The organism is Flavobacterium sp. WG21, from assembly GCF_000335775.1.
In the GTDB taxonomy this organism is placed as follows: Bacteria; Bacteroidota; Bacteroidia; order Flavobacteriales; family Flavobacteriaceae; genus Flavobacterium; species Flavobacterium tructae.
This window is the reverse complement of sequence record NZ_AMYW01000017.1, coordinates 23561-41178: the sequence shown is the minus strand read 5'-3', so window position 1 is coordinate 41178 and position 17618 is coordinate 23561. Positions and strand designations below refer to the sequence as shown.

The following is a 17618-nucleotide window of genomic DNA, read 5'->3' as shown; positions in this document are numbered from 1 at the left end:
GTAGGTTCTTGGAAGAATATCCAATAAACACAGTAAGATCATAAAAGATTAACATTCTAAAATCAAGAAAAATATATGAAGAAAATTACTCTCGCATTACTATTATTAAGTTCTTTTACTTTTTTATTTGCGCAGGCTCCCCAAAAAATGAGCTACCAATCAGTCATTCGTAAAACTGACGGTACATTGGTTGCCGGTACTTTAGTGAGCATCAAAACGAGTATTTTGGCAGGTTCAGCAAGCGGTACGGCTTCGTATGTAGAAACCCAAACCACAACGACAAACAGTAATGGATTAGCCACTATAGAAATAGGAGGCGGAACACCAACTACAGGAATTTTTTCAGGAATAAATTGGGGCTCCGGATCACACTTTATCAAGACCGAAATCGATCCGACAGGAGGAACAAACTATACTATCAGTGGCACAAGCCAGTTGTTAAGTGTGCCTTATGCTTTATATGCAGGAAGCAGTCAGAACAAAGGAAAACCAAGTATAATAATTACTGGCGATATTACAGATGCACAGGCTGTGGCGCAAATAGATGCTGAGTTTGGGCCTTATACCGAGAATATTTATGTTACAAGTACAACAAATTTGACAAGTATAGATTTGAGTGCAGTGAAAAAACTGGTAACCTTAAAGATTCAGAATAATTCAAAGTTGACGAATGTAAATTTGAGCAATCTTATGGAGGTTTACAATGATTTAGATGTAGATAATAACAATAAATTAGGATCGATTACATTTCCTGCATTGAAGATAATACAGGGATACGATACTGGTATTCTGAATAATCCATCTTTAACGTTTATTGCGTTTCCTGTATTAACGACAAGTAAAGGCTTATATTTTCACAATAACATACTTCTAACTTCTATTGAATTGCCTTCTTTGTCTACAATCGCAGATAAGGATACAACTCTTGATTTTACAAGTAATGCACTTCCAAGTTCTCAGGTTAATCTGATCTTAAGCAGGTTTTTAAATCTCTCTTCTTTTAAGGGAGTTAGATTAGAAAATCAAAAACCATCGGCTCCTCCTACGGGACAAGGTATTGTAGATAAAGCTACTTTAATTGGCAGAGGTTCAAGTGTTACAACAGATTAAGTTTACTTTTAATCATAGTATTTATAAAAATGCTGGCCGAAAGGCTGGCATTTTGTTTTGTTTAAGAATTCCGATTCATAAATAATGTAATCTTTTCTGAAAGTAATATAAAATAATTACGAATAAAGTATAGAACTTTACGGTAGTGGTTTGAAAATCAAATCAAAAGAGGAATAATCTTAATCGAAATACAATGAACAATATTTTTAGAGGATTAATAGCGGGTTACGGTGCGAAAAAATTAAGTGGAGGCTGTTTTGGAACTATTTTCGTGTTTATTATTATTTGGGTGCTTTTAGGACAATGTAGTTAATTTTTGGCTAGAAAAATCAACAAAAAAGTCTTAGATTCGCAGCAATAAACAACCAGGATCACATATTAATTTGGTGTATTTAAAACCAGTTAATTAAGTGATTTTTCTAAAACAAAAGAAGTATAATGGCATCAGGTTTTTTCGTACTATTAGACGATATCGCAGCAATCATGGATGATGTTGCAGTAATGAGTAAAGTTGCAGCAAAAAAAACAGCAGGTATTTTAGGTGATGATTTGGCCGTAAATGCTGAGAAAGCTTCAGGGTTTGCATCCTCGAGAGAGCTTCCGGTATTATGGGCAATCAGTAAAGGTTCCTTATTGAATAAAGTGATTATTTTACCAATTGCTTTTGTATTAAGTGCTTTTTTGCCGGTAGCTATCATTATAATTCTGGTACTTGGAGGTTTATTTTTGGCATACGAAGGAGCAGAGAAAATCTACGAATTTATATTTCCACATAAACATGAAGAATCTGAGGGAATCACAGATGAAACGTTTACAGAAGAAGAAATTTTAGAAGCTGAAAAAGGAAAAATAAAATCGGCGATCGTAACCGATTTTATCTTATCTGTCGAAATCGTGATTATTGCTTTAGGCACCGTAATGGGTCAGCCCCTTAGTCAGCAAATCATAGTAACGTCAATAATTGCCTTAGTTGCAACTGTTGGTGTTTATGGTATCGTGGCACTTATTGTCAGAATGGATGAAGCAGGGTATAAGCTTATTAAATTCAGCAAAAAAGAGAAAAGCATATCGAAATTTATCGGAAATATACTAGTAAAAGCATTGCCTTTGGTCATTAAAAGTTTAACCGTGATTGGTACAATAGCTTTGATTTTAGTAGCAGGAGGAATCTTTGTACACTATATTCCGTTTTTACATCATCTAATGGAAGAAATTAATGTCCCTTCTATCATAAAAGAATTTGTCACAGGTTTAGTGTTAGGTTTTGTAGTATTGGCTGTAATAAATCTGTTTAAAAAGATATTCGGTAAAAAAGAAGCTGCTTAAAAGAAACACATAAATACAACAAACACCAGTCGAAAGGCTGGTGTTTTTTTTTGAAGCACTGTAACTCATTTTTAAAAGAACCGTTGTCCCGCTATTCACTCTATCTTTTCCCTGCTAAAGAAGCAGGAAAAAGGATGCCGTTTCTATCGGGGCTAGGTGATAAATTTTGGTTTTTCATAAGAAACGGGGATTTTTTTTAAAGTATTTTGGTAAAATAAAGATTTGATTTTTAGTGGTTTATTGGTTTTGTAGAAAGAATTAACAAATTTGAAAAGCAACCATTGCCATCCAACGGCATCTTCATAGTAATTAACAATTAATTATTATTTTATATGAAAAGGTTTAAATTAAAATCAGTTTTTGTAGTATTATTTTTAGCTATTGGATTAGTTTCATGCAGTAACGATAATGACGCACCAAGCATTCCTGAATCAATTACTAAAGCTGCTTTGGTTACAGAAGTGAAAGGTCCTGCAACCGGGAAGGTTAATGAAGAACTAAGCTATGATGTTACTTTTATTGTCGATAACGCTTGTGGAGAATTCAGTAAAATTAGCGAAGTGACCATTGGAGGAGTAAAAGGGTTGCAAGTGGAAGCTAAATATCCAACCGGACCTTGTACGATGCAGGTACCGGATCCTAAAAAGACAGTTTATAAATTTAAGTCTGCAACAAAAGGAACATTTGAAATCAAATTCAAAAAATCAGAAACGGAATTTATCACGACAAAAGTGGTTATTGAATAATTAAGTTCTTAGACGATAAATCTTAGGTAACGAAACCATTTTGCAAATATTTGATTCTTTAATAGAAGGAGGTATTTGTAAGATGGTTTTCTTTTTTATAAGAACTGGAAGATAGGTGTTCTTTGTCATTCTTTCAAAAAACACTATTTTTGCACTCTAAATTTTATGTCATGCCGAAAAGAAAGTATAAAATAGCCGTTATTCAGTTAAATCTGAATGATGTTGCCGAGAATAATCTTAAAAAATGTATCAGCTGGGTAAAAGATGCTGCCAATAAAGGAGCTGAAGTAATCTTGCTGCCTGAATTGTACAGTAGTCATTATTTTTGCCAAAGCGAAGATGTAGATAATTTTGCATTGGCCGAACCGCTTTACAGCACTTCATTTATTGCTTTTAGTGCCTTGGCAAAGGAATTAGGGGTGGTAATTATTGTTCCTTTCTTTGAGAAAAGAATGGCAGGAATTTATCATAATAGTGCTTACATCATTGATACAGATGGAACAGAAGCAGGGTTATACCGTAAAATGCATATTCCGGACGATCCGCATTTCTATGAAAAATTCTATTTCACACCGGGTGACTTAGGTTTTCAGGCTATTGAGACTAAAAAAGGAAAAATCGGAACACTTATTTGCTGGGATCAATGGTATCCGGAAGCAGCACGTATTACTGCTTTAAAAGGAGCTGAGGTTTTATTTTACCCAACAGCAATTGGATGGCATCCAAAAGAAAAAGAAGAGTATGGAGTAAATCAATATGGTGCATGGATGAACGTAATGAAAGGTCATGCTGTTGCGAATGGTGTTTTTGTTGCCGCTGCAAACCGTATCGGATTAGAAAAATATATTGAAGGAACAGAAGGAATTCAGTTTTGGGGAGCTTCGTTTATCGCGGGACCTCAGGGGGAGATTTTAGCTCAGGCTTCTCATGATCAGGAAGAAATTCTAATTGCTGAAGTTGATTTGGATCTACAGGAAAATGTACGTCAGAACTGGCCATTTTTCAGAGACAGAAGAATTGATGCTTTTGGCGATATTACCAAAAGAGCAATTGATCAATAAGTGAAAATACCTTTATATAAAGGCAAAGAAGTAGAGGCTGTTTAAAATTAAACAGCCTCTTTTTTTTAGCGGAGACAATATTGTTTTAAATTTTAGCTTTAATTCGACGCGGATAAAACGGATTTACTTCGTAAAAACACGGATAGACTCAGATTTTTTTCTCTTTAAAATGAGTTTGCCTTTTTTAAGACCTGTTTTTATCCGCGTTTTCGTGATAGCGAATCCGTTTTATCCGCGTTGAAGTAAGATGTTAAAACCGCTTTTTGGACTTTAATTCCAATCTTAAGTATTTATATGCAAAAGAGGCTGTTTAAAATTAAACAGCCTCTTTTTATACTAGCTTAGAATTGTTTACTTCACCTGGAAAGTAACTCTTCTTACGATTTGACGCGCTTCTTTTGAATTTTTGTTCACAGAAGTATCTTCACCGTTAGCAATTACATTCAGCCTTGAAGCATCGATTCCTGCATTTGTTGCAATCTTTTTAACTGCTTCAGCTCTTTTTCTTGATAATTCAGTATTGTAGCTTGAGTTTCCAATTTCGTCAGCATAACCAATGATATCAGCAGATTTACCAGGATTGTTTTTCAGGTATTTCACTAAGAAATCAACACCAGATAGAGAAGTATTGGTTGGTTTAGAAGAATTGAAATCAAAGTATACATTTACGTACCCTCCGTTAATTAATTCTTCAACCGTTTTGTTTGTTGGAGCTGCTTCGCTTCCTTTTTTAGCATAAGTTTTATCTAAATAGCTCTCTAATTCGTCCGGAACACCATTTTGATTGGTGTCAATAGATTGTCCTTTAGTATTAACAGCCACTCCTGAAATTGTATTTGGCTCTAAATCATACAAATCAGCTACACCATCTTTATCGGTATCAATAAGATTAGTTTCAATTGTATTCACTCGGTCTTCTAATTTATTCAGTCTTTCATTGTCTTCAGAATACCAGTCAGCATGTTTTGTGTTTTTACCTAAGTAAAACGTCAAACCAACAGATGCATTTAACAGCACACCATCTAATGAACCGGTAGTAGGAACTCCTTTTCCGTCGAAGTTGTGGTTTTGTCTTCCGTTAACAATTCCGGTAAGATCTCCGGTTAAAGCAACTCTGTTGCTTAATCTCACTTGTCCGGTTAATCCCATAATTCCGTGAGCCATATAATCTTTCCCGTCAAAACCTTTATCGCTGCTTAATTGAGAAACACCAAAACCTCCATGTGCCAATAAACCAAAAGTATTTGTCCAGGTTTCAAAGTTTAAAGCTCTTCCAAGGTTAACAACCCCTTGTAAACTTGCTCTGTAATATTTGCTGTCAAACTCCGGAGTGTCTTTACGCTCCTGAAATTGATCGTATCCAACATCCAGTTTCAAACCAAATTTAGGATTAAACATATATCTTGCACCTAAATCGGCATGAAATGCACTAAGTGATTCTGTTGAATAGCCAGGTGTCATTGCTCTCATAGGTTTGTTTAAACCTCCGTTTAATTCTATAGACCATTTATTGTAAGCAGGTTTGTCAATTGAAGACTGGGCCGATGTCGTTGTCGTGTTTTGTGCACTGGCAGCGATTGATAGTAGTAAAAGTGATACTGAAGCTAATTTCTTTTTCATGATATCCAAATTTTTATTTAATATTATTTTTGAGCCTTAACTTTTAAACTCAGGACAAATTTAGAGTACGAAATTTAGATAGTGTTCTATTTGGTCTTACATAATTCCCATCTTTTGGGTTTTAATTATGCAAATATGTTAATGAAATCAAAATATTTGGTCAAAAAAAGGGGCTAAATTTAATTTTTAGCCCCTTTTTGAAATTGTAAATGTGAAGGTTATTTTAAATCTGGCTGGTATATTTTTACAGTTCCATCTCCTTCACTGCTAACGACTAACAAACTTCTTTTGGTTGGACTTTTAGAAGCCGGAATGAAGAGTATTCCTTCCGGAGCATCACCGGTTTTTACGGTTTGTAAATATTGTGGAGAAGCAGGATTTGTTACATCATAAGTCATAAAAGCATCAGATCTTTCTAAACCTACAAACAAAATATTCTGAGTTCCCATTTTAACGGCAACGACTGCTTCCGGCTCAGAACCTTTGTCATCACTGCGTTTGTCATCGTAAGTTCCAAGGTCATTCGTTTTTTTGTCAACATCATTTTTACTGTCATAAACGATTTTTCCGGTATTTCCATTCCAGATAGAGAAGGAGCGGGCCCCAAAAGCGACCAACTCATCCAAATCACCATCGCCGTCAGCATCTCCCATATCGGCAATAAGGTTTAGTCTTCCTAAATTAGTTTCCAGTTTTAAGGCAGCAGCATCAGGAAAAGCAGTGGCATCCAGCTTCATGTCTTTCATTCTTTTAATATCTGCGTAGGCAGCATATTCTCTGGCATCACCTTCGTTGGCTGTAACAAAATAAGGAGTATTGTTAGCTGAAAAATGACTAATGGCATCCGGCATGTACATTCCTTTTACTTTCCAGGGATTAAAAGCAATTTTATCGTCTTTATCACTTACATCAATGGCATTTTCGGCGGTATTGAAATTTTTAAAGCCCAAAGGATAAAGAGCTGTGATGGTTTTAGACGTTAAATCTACTTTGGCAACACCATTGTTTTCCTGTAAAGTAACCCAGGCCGTTTTAGAATCATCAGATATGGTGATGTATTCAGGTTCTATGTCCTGAGCAAAACTCTTGGCAAATTTTGAAACTCTAAACCCTTCTTTTTTCAAAGCTTCGGCCTGGCCGCTGAAAGAACTGAAATCTAAAGTTGTAACAGCATAAGTAGCTGTTTCAATAATAGAAATGCTTCCGTTTGGATCTTGCGTATAATCGGTGTTAGGTTCTCCTTCGTTAGCCGTCATGATGAATTTTCCATCCGGTGAAAACGTAATCATATCAGGTAATGCACCAACGGTAACTTGTTTGATTAAGCTGTAATCGCTGGTATTAAAAATAACCACCTTTCCATTTCCTTGTTTGTTAAGAGTTGATTCTAAAGCAACAGCCAGTTTTCCATCGTAAACCGCAACACTATTGGAAGCACCTTCGTACGGAGTTAGATCGATTTTACCAATTTTAATGGGTTTTGTAGGATCGGAAATATCAATGACATCAATTTGATTCGTTCCGCTATTATTTACTGTAAAAAGTCTTTTTGTTTTTTCATCATAGGCCGAAATTTCAGCGGCTCCTTCTCCGCCAATGGTTATCGAACCAATTTCTTTAAAAGATCCCGGATTTTCGTTAATCACAACTTCAGATTCCTGATTTTTTGAGGTTTCATCATTATTACAACTTGCCATAACAAATAAAGCAGCTAATAATGAAAGGCTTACATTTTTCATTTTTGTGTTTTTTAGTTTTGCCAAATGTAATTAGCAGATTATGGTCTTATATTAAGGCTTTATTATTTAATCTTTAATTTAATCTGTCAATTAGATAATTGGTTAATTTGTTAATTATTAAATTGTTAGATTGTTCAATTATCTGATTGTCCAATTATCTAATTATCACATTATCTAATTATCACATTATCTCATTATCTTTGTGCACTTTCAAATTTAGAATCATTTTATGTCAACAAATAATAGAAGATTTCCGGCGGAATGGGAAAAACAACAAGGAATTGTATTATGTTTTCCGCATAATGGAAACGACTGGCCTGGAAAATACGAAGCTGTTCAATGGGCTTTTGTAGAATTTATTAAAAAAGTAGCCACTTTTGAAACTGTTTTTTTGGTTGTAGCCGATGAAAAACTAAAAGAAAAAGTAAGTGGAATGCTGGAAATGGGACGTGTGAATCTGGCGAATGTTTCCTTTATTGTTCACAAAACCAATAGAAGCTGGATGCGTGATTCGGGACCAATTATTGTACAAAATGGTTCAAAAAGAGAAGCTTTGAATTTTAATTTCAACGGTTGGGCGAAGTACAAAAACTACCAGCTGGATAAATTTGTTCCTGCTAAAATAGCCGATTTTATTGATGTTCCGCTTACACAGGTAATGTATAAGGGGAAGCCTGTAATTGTAGAAGGCGGTGCAATTGATGTAAACGGAAAAGGAACCTTATTGACTTCTGAAGAATGTTTGATGCATCCGACGATTCAGGTTAGAAATGCAGGTTTCACCAAAGAAGATTACGAGGCCGTTTTTAAGGAATACTTAGGAGTTACCAATGTAATATGGCTGGGTGACGGAATAGAAGGAGATGATACACACGGACACATCGACGATTTATGCCGATTTGTAAACGAAGATACTATTGTAACGATTGTAGAAACGGATAAAAACGATTCTAATTATAAACCATTACAGGACAATTTGAAACGTTTGCAAAATGCAAAACTGGAAGACGGAAAATCACCAACTATCGTAGCATTGCCAATGCCAAAACGTGTTGATTTTGATACGTTAAGATTACCGGCCAGCTATGCGAATTTTCTAATTTTGAATAATTGTGTTCTGGTTCCTACTTTTAACGACAGCAATGATCGTGTAGCTTTGAATATACTTGCTGAATGTTTTCCTGACAGAGAAGTAATCGGTATCAGCTGTATTGATTTTATCTGGGGCTTTGGAACATTACACTGCTTGAGTCAACAGATTCCGGCTTAATTTTTAGATTTCGAAGGGTATCGGTTTTTTTGCCACAGATTAAAGGATTCTTGCAGATTATAAAAAATCAGTTTTTAATCCTTTAATCTGTGACAAAAAAGAATAAAAAAAAACCTTAGTTAGTCAGCTAACAAGGTTTTTTGCTTATATATCTTCCGATACGGCAGGATCTCTTCATTGTCTCACAAAAGGAGGTAGCAATTGGCTTGAAACTTCTCCAAAACCAATACGTACTTCATTGCTTTCACAGAAACCTCTGATGATTACGGTATCGCCATCTTCGATAAACTTACGCTCGCCACCACCGTTTAAGGTTATAGGGTTTTTTCCTCCCCATGTTAATTCCAGCATAGAACCTAAGCTGTCAGGAGTTGGTCCTGAAATAGTTCCTGAACCCATCATGTCACCGGAGTTTACACGACATCCGTTAGAGGTATGATGTGTTAACTGCTGTGCCATAGACCAGTACATGTATTTGAAGTTAGATCTTGAAAGTAGAGTTTCTTCTTGATCTTCAGGCTTTAAGGAAACTTCTAAATGAATATCATACGCTTTCTTTCCTTTTGTCTGTAAATACGGAAGTGGGGTAGGATCTTGTTTAGGACCTTTAGTTCTAAAAGGTTCCAAGGCATCCATTGTAATAATCCACGGAGAAATTGAAGAAGCAAAGTTTTTAGCTAAAAATGGCCCAAGTGGTACATATTCCCATCTTTGGATATCACGGGCACTCCAGTCGTTTAATAAAACCATTCCGAAGATATAGTCCTCTGCTTCATAAGTTGAAATGTTTTCACCCATTACATTTACATCTGTAGTGATGAAAGCAGTTTCTAATTCAAAGTCTACTAAACGAGAAGCACCAAATACCGGAGTATCATGACCGGCAGGTAAAGTCTGTCCCATTGGACGGTGTACCGGAATTCCTGACGGAACAATGGTAGAACTTCTTCCGTGGTAACCTATTGGTATGTGCAACCAGTTAGGAAATAAAGCGTTTTCAGGATCACGGAACATTTTTCCAACGTTCGTTGCGTGTTCTTTACTGGAATAGAAATCCGTATAATCACCAATTAAAACCGGTAATTGCATTTCGACATCATCAATATTGAAAATAACAATATCGCGGTCTTTTTTTGAATCTCTTAATTGTGGATTGGTCTCGTCGAAAATATCAGCGATTCGGTTACGGACTAATCTCCAGGTTATTTTTCCATAAGAAATGAAATCATTAAGAGTGTCCTGCATGAACATATCATCAGTCAGATCTATTCCTGCAAAGTAGTTTAATTGTTGTAGAGCCCCTAAGTCTATAGCGTAATCGCCAATTCTTGTTCCTACAGTAACAACATTTTCTTTGGTAAGAAAGATACCGAATGGAATATTTTGAATAGGGAAATCACTATTTTCTGGTACTTCTAACCATGATTTTCTCTTAGTATCGTTAGCGGTTATTGGCATGTGAATGTTAATTATTTGTTGAAAAATTCTATGTCAAATATATCATAATCTAACAGTTTGACAAACGTTTTTTTGTATTTTTGCAGGAAATTAACGAAAAACGAAAAAATGCAACGCGACGAACAAATTTTTGACCTTATACTAGAAGAAAAGGACAGACAAATTCACGGATTAGAACTTATCGCTTCAGAAAATTTTGTAAGTGATGAGGTAATGAAAGCAGCTGGTTCTGTTTTAACTAACAAATATGCCGAGGGTTACCCTGGCAAAAGATACTACGGAGGATGCGAAGTAGTAGACGTAATTGAGCAAATTGCCATTGACAGAGCCAAAGAATTATTTGGAGCTGAATATGCAAACGTTCAACCACACTCTGGATCTCAGGCTAATACAGCAGTTTACCATGCATGTTTAAATCCTGGAGATACTATTTTAGGTTTCGACTTATCTCACGGAGGTCACTTAACTCACGGTTCTCCTGTAAATTTCTCAGGTCGTTTGTACCGTCCTGTTTTTTATGGTGTAGATGCTGAAACGGGTCGTTTAGACTATGATAAAATTCAGGAAATTGCCACTAAAGAACAACCAAAATTAATTATTGCAGGAGCTTCGGCTTATTCACGTGATATGGATTTTGCACGTTTCAGACAAATTGCAGACAGCGTAGGAGCTATCTTGTTTGCTGATATTTCTCATCCTGCAGGTCTTATCGCTAAAGGATTGATGAATGACCCGATTCCACATTGTCATATTGTTTCTACAACTACTCATAAAACATTACGTGGACCACGTGGAGGTTTGATTTTGATGGGGAAAGATTTCGAAAACCCACAAGGTTTAAAAACTCCAAAAGGAGAAATCAGAATGATGTCTTCTTTATTAGATCTTGCTGTTTTCCCTGGAAATCAAGGTGGACCTTTAATGCATATCATTGCTGCTAAAGCAGTAGCTTTTGGTGAAGCACTTAAAGATGATTTCTTTACTTATGCTATGCAATTGCAGAAAAATGCAAACGCTATGGCTGATGCTTTCGTAAAAAGAGGATACAACATTATTTCTGGCGGAACAGATAACCACATGATGCTTATCGACTTAAGAAATAAAGGTATTTCTGGTAAAGAAGCTGAAAATGCATTAGTAAAAGCAGAAATTACAGTAAATAAAAATATGGTTCCATTTGATGATAAATCACCATTTGTAACTTCAGGAATCCGTATTGGAACAGCTGCAATCACTACTCGTGGTTTAGTAGAAGAAGATATGGAAAAGATTGTTGCTTTAATCGACAAAGTACTTACAGATCATACAAACGAAGCAGTTATCGAAGCCGTAGCAGATGAAGTAAATGAAATGATGAGCGAAAGACCAATTTTCGTATACTAATAAAGTTTCAAGCTTAAAAGTTTCAAGTTTAAAGTTTTGTACTGTAGAAAGTATAGAACTTTAAACTTTTTTTAGTTCTGGGAGTAATTAAGTTTCATGTTTCATGTTTTTTACCACGGAAAATATAGAACGTTAAACCTTGTAAGTTGTGGAAGCAACCTCAAACTTGAAACAAAAGGAACTTGAAACTTGAAACAAAAGAAACCTGAAACAAATAAAACAAAAAAATGGGCGTACTAAGATTACAACTGCCAACAGACCCAAGATGGGTGAATATCGTAGAGAAAAATATTGAAGAAATCCTGACGGATCATGCGTGGTGCGAGCAGAAAGCAGCAACAAATGCGATTACAATTATCACTAACAATTCTGAGCATCAGGATTTAGTGCAGGATTTATTGGCTTTAGCCAAAGAAGAAATCGACCATTTTGAGCAGGTTCATAATATTATCATTAAAAGAGGATTGAAGCTTGGACGTGAGCGTAAAGACGATTACGTAAACGAACTGTATCAGTACATGAAGAAAAGCGGAGACGGAAGCCGTGTTTCCGGACTGGTAGAAAGATTGCTTTTTTCTGCAATGATCGAGGCTAGAAGCTGTGAGCGTTTCAAGGTGCTTTCTGAAAATATTCAGGACGAAGAACTGGCCGTTTTTTACAGAGAGTTAATGGAAAGTGAAGCAGGACATTATACTACTTTTATTACCTATGCCCGAAAGTACGGCGTTGGAATTGACGTAGAAAAGCGTTGGAGAGAGTGGCTGGCTTTTGAAGAATCAATTATTACCAATTACGGAAAAGGAGAAACTATTCACGGGTAACGATTTTAGTTACAGTTTTCGTTGGACAGTATTTAGGATTCAGTTCACATCCAATATTTCACATTTAACAGTTCATATCTAACATTTTACATCTAAAATTTCACCATTCACAATCCGTAATTCACTATATTTGAGTGCCACAAAAACGGAAACCTATGAGAATAGAAACTGATTTGAAACTGGGATTTAAAGATGTAATGATTCGTCCAAAGAGATCAACGCTAAAAAGCAGATCTGAAGTTTCTTTAAAACAAGATTTTAAGTTTTTGCACAGTACTTCGTGCTGGTCCGGAGTTCCAATTATGGCGGCGAATATGGATACGGTAGGAACTTTTGAAATGGCTAGAGTTTTAGCGAAAGAAAAACTCTTTACAGCCATTCATAAACACTATTCTCCACAAGAATGGAAGGTGTTTTTAAAAGATAAGACAACTGATTTTTATGATCATATTGCGATCAGTACGGGAACAGGAACAGATGATTTTGAAAAAATAAGCCGGATTATTACTGAGAATCCATTGCTTAAATTTATTTGTATCGATGTTGCAAATGGTTACTCAGAACATTTTGTGCAGTTTTTGAAACAAACCCGCAAACAATATCCAGACAAAGTTATAATTGCCGGAAATGTAGTTACGGGAGAAATGGTCGAAGAACTGCTGTTAGCCGGTGCTGATATAGTAAAAGTAGGAATTGGCGGTGGTTCTGTTTGTACTACCCGTGTAAAAACAGGTGTAGGATATCCGCAGCTTTCAGCTATTATTGAGTGTGCTGACGCTGCTCACGGTTTGGGCGGACATATTATTAGTGATGGCGGCTGTAAGACACCGGGAGATGTGGCAAAAGCATTTGGTGCAGGATCAGATTTTGTAATGTTAGGCGGAATGTTGGCAGGACATACGGAAAGTGGCGGCGAAGTGATTGAAAAAAAGGGACAGAAATTCAAGCAGTTTTACGGAATGAGTTCTAAAACAGCTATGGAGAAACATGTTGGAGGAGTGGCTGAGTACAGGGCAAGTGAAGGTAAAACAGTGCAGGTGCCTTTTAAAGGTGAGGTCATAAATACAATATTAGATATATTGGGAGGTTTGCGAAGTACTTGTACCTATGTAGGGGCTTCACGTCTAAAGGAACTTACCAAAAGAACTACCTTTATTAGGGTAAGTGAACAGGAAAATCAAGTTTTTACAAAGTAATATAAGCATTTTAAAATAGAATATGATTGCAATTTCAGAAGCTACAGTTAGCGATATTAAACAAATTCAAAAAATAGTACATATAACATGGCCGATTACATACGGTGAAATCTTAACTAAAGAACAATTAGATTATATGTTGGATCTTTTTTATTCAGAAGAAGCTTTGGCCGATCAGTTAGATAAAAAAGAGCAGTTGTTTTATATGATTGAGGATGATATGACCAATATAGGGTTTATCGGAATTGAACACAATTATAAAGAAAAAGCAGTAACCAAAATTCATAAAATTTACCTTTTGCCGGAAACTCAGGGCAAAGGAATTGGTAAAAAAGTGATTGAAGAAATTGAAAGGCTTGGGGCAGTACACAATTCTCAGGCATTATCTCTAAATGTGAACCGATTTAATACCGCTCTGGGTTTTTATAAAAAGATAGGTTTTGAAATTGTTGGAGAATCCGATCTTGATATTGGAAACGGTTACTTGATGGAAGATTATGTAATGGAGAAGAAGTTCTAGAATAAAACCATAGATGTCTTTTCGGAAGTGAGATGTTTTATGTGAAATGTAAACTGTGAAAAGTGGGTATTAGAGAAAGATATTCTTTTTTCATAGCGTTCTGTGTTTTATTAAAAGTGAAACGTCTACTTTCAGCTAAAAAATCTATGGATCTATGTGTTGAAATACAGTAAATAACGAGCCAGTTTTTATACTGGCTTTTTTATGACTTTAACTCACAATCACATCATGCTTGAATAACAATCCTTTTACTTCATTCAAAGCAAAAACTGCTTTTTTGAGTTTAGTTTTTGAAGGATCAATGGTGTAATTATAACTCGTTTTAAAATCGGCTTTATTGGCGATGGCTTTGTCAAATTCAGAGCGGTACAAATCGCAATTCTCAAACAGGACGCTGGTGAGGTCGGTAGCCATAAAATCTACAGCAATTAAACTGCAATTCGTAAAAGTAGTTCCCTTAATCTTCAAAGTGTAAAATTTTGAAAAATCCAAAATACAATCGTAAAAATGAATTTCAAAGATCAGCTTGTCGCACATGGCAAAATTAACGTCTTTAATTTCACAGCGATTAAAAGTGGCGGTTCGAAAGGCAACATAGTTAATTTTGGCTTCACTAAAAATACAGTCATTAAAAACACAATCGATAAAAGTAACGGCTAAAAAGGTACAGGCAGAAAAATTACAATTGTTAAAAACACAACACTCAAAATCTTTAAAATTGACATCCTCTTTACCATAAATAATGGTATCGTATTCTTTATCAAGGAAATATTGAGATTCTTTTTTCAAGGTGATTTTTAAAGATAATTTTCAGACCGAAAAGATACTAATTATACAAGTACTAGCAGACGATAAATAAAGATAATTTTCGATTCCTGCGGTGACTTTCGGATGGAGTAGAAAAGAAGGTTAAGACCTTTTGCCTGATGCAGTTAAGGAGCTCTGTTCGGAGGTGTTTTTTGTGAATTTGATATTTTTTGCCCCTTAAAATGTTAAGTACTTAATTTTAGAGGTAAAATTTAAGAAAATCTTAGCAGTATTTGATTTGAAATATTTTCCTATGAGGGTAATTTGATGTAGATTTACACTGTTTTTTAAAGTTAAAACGTAATAATTCAAATTATATGGGATCAACAAGAAAAGAGCATGATTTTTTAGGGGAATTAGACATTCCAAATCATCTATATTATGGTATCCAAACCTTCAGAGCAGTAGAGAATTTTAATATCACAGGAATTCCTATTTCAAAAGAACCTTTATTCATCAAAGCATTAGGTTATGTTAAAAAAGCGGCAGCTTTGGCCAATAAAGATTGTGGCGCATTAGACGCTAAAATTGCCGAAGCAATTTGTTACGGAAGTGACCAGGTAATTGCCGGTAAATTTGATCAGGAATTTGTAAGCGATTTAATTCAGGGTGGAGCCGGAACTTCGGTAAACATGAACGCTAACGAAGTAATCGCTAATATTGGTTTAGAATATTTAGGACATAAAAAAGGAGATTATAACTTCTTACACCCAAACAACCACGTAAACTGTTCTCAGTCTACTAATGATGCTTATCCATCAGCTTTTAGAATTGCACTTTATCTGAAAATAGAAAGTTTTATTAAAACTTTAGAAGGCCTTGAAGTAGCATTTGCTGCAAAAGGAGAAGAGTTCAAAAGTGTTCTGAAAATGGGAAGAACACAATTGCAGGATGCTGTTCCTATGACTTTAGGACAGGAGTTTAACTCTTACGCTACCACTATTGGAGAAGATGTTAGAAGATTAAGAGACGCTCAGAGTTTGGTGTTGGAGATCAATATGGGAGCAACAGCTATCGGAACAAGAGTAAACGCACCAGAAGGATACCCTGAAATTTGTGTAAACTACTTAGCAAAAGAAGTTGGAATTCCGTTAACCCTTTCTCCTGATTTAATTGAAGCTACGGTAGATACCGGTGCTTATGTTCAAATCATGGGAACATTGAAAAGAACTGCCGTTAAAATTTCTAAAATCTGTAACGATTTAAGATTGTTGAGTTCAGGACCAAGAACAGGATTCAACGAAATCAATCTGCCTGCACGTCAGCCAGGATCTTCTATCATGCCAGGGAAAGTAAACCCGGTAATTCCGGAAGTGGTAAATCAGACTTGTTTTTATGTAATCGGACAGGATTTGACTGTAACTATGGCAGCCGAAGCGGGACAATTGCAATTGAACGTGATGGAGCCGGTAATTGCTTTCGCTATGTTTACTTCATTGGATTATCTTTCAAATGCAATTCAGACTTTAATTGATAAATGTATCATTGGAATCACTGCAAATGAAGATCACTGTTACAATATGGTCATGAATAGTATTGGAATCGTGACTCAGCTAAATCCAATTTTAGGATATGAAGAAAGTGCGAGTATTGCAGGTGAAGCTTTGAAATTAAACAAAAGTGTACATCAGATTGCCGTGATCGAAAGAAAATTAATCACTCAGGAAAAATGGGACGAAATTTATTCATTGGATAATTTGATCAACCCAAAATTCATTACAAAATAGGAGAGACTCTCTCTATTTACAGAAAGCCGACATTATTTTTAGTGTCGGCTTTTTTTATGAAAACGGGTCTATTGTTCATAATTAAATCATAATTTATAACGAGTGTGATTTATATTTTTAATGCCAATCCCTATTTTTGCTATTCATACCTGAACTAAGATGAAATTACTTATAGTCGAAGACGAACCAAATCTATTGTCCATTTTGCGGAAAGGATTTGCCGAAAACAATAATGAAGTTAGTGTGGCTCTGGATGGCAGAACTGCTCTGGAGATGATTCACAATTATAATTTTGATGTTGTCGTTTTAGATGTAATGCTTCCTGATATTAACGGAATTGAGATTTGCAGAAGACTTCGCGCCAGTAAGAATTTTGTTCCGGTGTTACTGTTGACCGCTCTTGGAACGTCAGAAAATATAGTGACCGGACTTAATGCAGGAGCCGATGATTATCTGGTAAAACCTTTTAAGTTTGGAGAACTTGATGCCAGAGTCAATGCACTACATCGCAGAGCTCATCAGGATACCGAAAAAGTAGATACCATAACTATTGGCGACTTAGAAATAAACGGTCGGGCTAAGACAGTAAAGAGAGAAGGCGAATCGATTATCCTGACCGCAAAAGAGTTTAAACTGTTGTACTATCTGGCTAAAAATAGCGGTCGCATCGTTTCCCGGGATCAGATTTTAGATAACGTCTGGGATATTAATTTTGATATGAATACCAATGTTGTCGATGTGTACATTACTTATCTAAGAAAAAAAATCGATAAACCTTTTGAAACCAAACTCATCCATACCATGAAAGGTCTGGGTTATGTGATACAGCCATAA

General features: G+C 35.6%; 15 protein-coding genes. 11 read left to right on the top strand and 4 right to left on the bottom strand.

The window, feature by feature from the left end; genetic code table 11:
- The first annotated feature begins 75 nt into the window (after positions 1–75).
- The 4 genes from C245_RS0113270 to C245_RS0113250 all read left to right on the top strand — a co-directional run bounded on the left by C245_RS0113270 (position 76) and on the right by C245_RS0113250 (position 4243).
- The gene (locus C245_RS0113270) at positions 76–1110 is read left to right on the top strand and encodes a hypothetical protein (protein WP_026110051.1); all 1035 of its coding nucleotides are present in this window, start codon (positions 76–78) and stop codon (positions 1108–1110) included.
- Between the two features lie 438 nt (positions 1111–1548).
- A complete protein-coding gene (locus C245_RS0113265; protein WP_017497084.1) occupies positions 1549–2436 on the top strand; it encodes a DUF808 domain-containing protein in 888 nt (295 codons plus the stop codon).
- A 332-nt stretch (positions 2437–2768) separates the two neighbouring features.
- Positions 2769–3182 (top strand): hypothetical protein, encoded by a 414-nt coding sequence (locus C245_RS0113255; RefSeq protein ID WP_017497082.1) that lies wholly within the window; start codon positions 2769–2771, stop codon positions 3180–3182.
- Between the two features lie 170 nt (positions 3183–3352).
- Positions 3353–4243 (top strand): carbon-nitrogen hydrolase, encoded by an 891-nt coding sequence (locus tag C245_RS0113250; protein ID WP_017497081.1) that lies wholly within the window; start codon positions 3353–3355, stop codon positions 4241–4243.
- Between the two features lie 351 nt (positions 4244–4594).
- Here the strand turns inward: C245_RS0113250 and C245_RS0113245 are convergent, their stop codons facing one another.
- Positions 4595–5863, bottom strand: a complete 1269-nt coding sequence (locus C245_RS0113245; protein WP_017497080.1) for an OmpA family protein — start codon at positions 5861–5863, stop codon at positions 4595–4597.
- 218 nt (positions 5864–6081) lie between these two features.
- Entirely contained in the window at positions 6082–7602 is a 1521-nt protein-coding gene (locus tag C245_RS0113240) for a choice-of-anchor I family protein (RefSeq protein ID WP_017497079.1), read from the bottom strand.
- A 229-nt stretch (positions 7603–7831) separates the two neighbouring features.
- Between C245_RS0113240 and C245_RS0113235 the strand changes: the two genes are divergently transcribed.
- Positions 7832–8872, top strand: a complete 1041-nt coding sequence (locus C245_RS0113235; protein ID WP_017497078.1) for an agmatine/peptidylarginine deiminase — start codon at positions 7832–7834, stop codon at positions 8870–8872.
- A 174-nt stretch (positions 8873–9046) separates the two neighbouring features.
- Here C245_RS0113235 and fahA read toward each other — a convergent pair whose 3' ends face one another.
- Positions 9047–10330, bottom strand: coding sequence for a fumarylacetoacetase (gene fahA, locus C245_RS0113230; protein ID WP_017497077.1), 1284 nt, complete (start codon positions 10328–10330; stop codon positions 9047–9049).
- Between the two features lie 108 nt (positions 10331–10438).
- Here fahA and glyA point away from each other — a divergent pair, with 108 nt between their 5' ends.
- The 4 genes from glyA (at position 10439) to C245_RS0113210 (ending at position 14250) form a co-directional block, all read left to right on the top strand.
- Positions 10439–11713: a serine hydroxymethyltransferase gene (gene glyA / locus C245_RS0113225; RefSeq protein WP_017497076.1), complete on the top strand. Its 1275-nt coding sequence runs from the start codon at positions 10439–10441 to the stop codon at positions 11711–11713.
- Positions 11714–11940: 227 nt separating this feature from the next.
- Complete coding sequence (locus C245_RS0113220; RefSeq protein WP_017497075.1) at positions 11941–12534, top strand: tRNA-(ms[2]io[6]A)-hydroxylase; 594 nt, start codon at positions 11941–11943, stop codon at positions 12532–12534.
- Between the two features lie 155 nt (positions 12535–12689).
- Positions 12690–13730 carry a GMP reductase gene (locus tag C245_RS0113215; protein ID WP_017497074.1) on the top strand — a complete coding sequence of 347 codons (1041 nt, stop codon included), beginning with the start codon at positions 12690–12692 and terminating at the stop codon, positions 13728–13730.
- Between the two features lie 22 nt (positions 13731–13752).
- Entirely contained in the window at positions 13753–14250 is a 498-nt protein-coding gene (locus tag C245_RS0113210) for a GNAT family N-acetyltransferase (RefSeq protein ID WP_017497073.1), read from the top strand.
- A 210-nt stretch (positions 14251–14460) separates the two neighbouring features.
- Here C245_RS0113210 and C245_RS0113205 read toward each other — a convergent pair whose 3' ends face one another.
- A complete protein-coding gene (locus C245_RS0113205; protein WP_017497072.1) occupies positions 14461–15039 on the bottom strand; it encodes a pentapeptide repeat-containing protein in 579 nt (192 codons plus the stop codon).
- A 335-nt stretch (positions 15040–15374) separates the two neighbouring features.
- Between C245_RS0113205 and aspA the strand changes: the two genes are divergently transcribed.
- Positions 15375–16784 carry an aspartate ammonia-lyase gene (gene aspA / locus C245_RS0113200; RefSeq protein WP_017497071.1) on the top strand — a complete coding sequence of 470 codons (1410 nt, stop codon included), beginning with the start codon at positions 15375–15377 and terminating at the stop codon, positions 16782–16784.
- 159 nt (positions 16785–16943) lie between these two features.
- Positions 16944–17618 (top strand): response regulator transcription factor, encoded by a 675-nt coding sequence (locus C245_RS0113195; RefSeq protein WP_017497070.1) that lies wholly within the window; start codon positions 16944–16946, stop codon positions 17616–17618.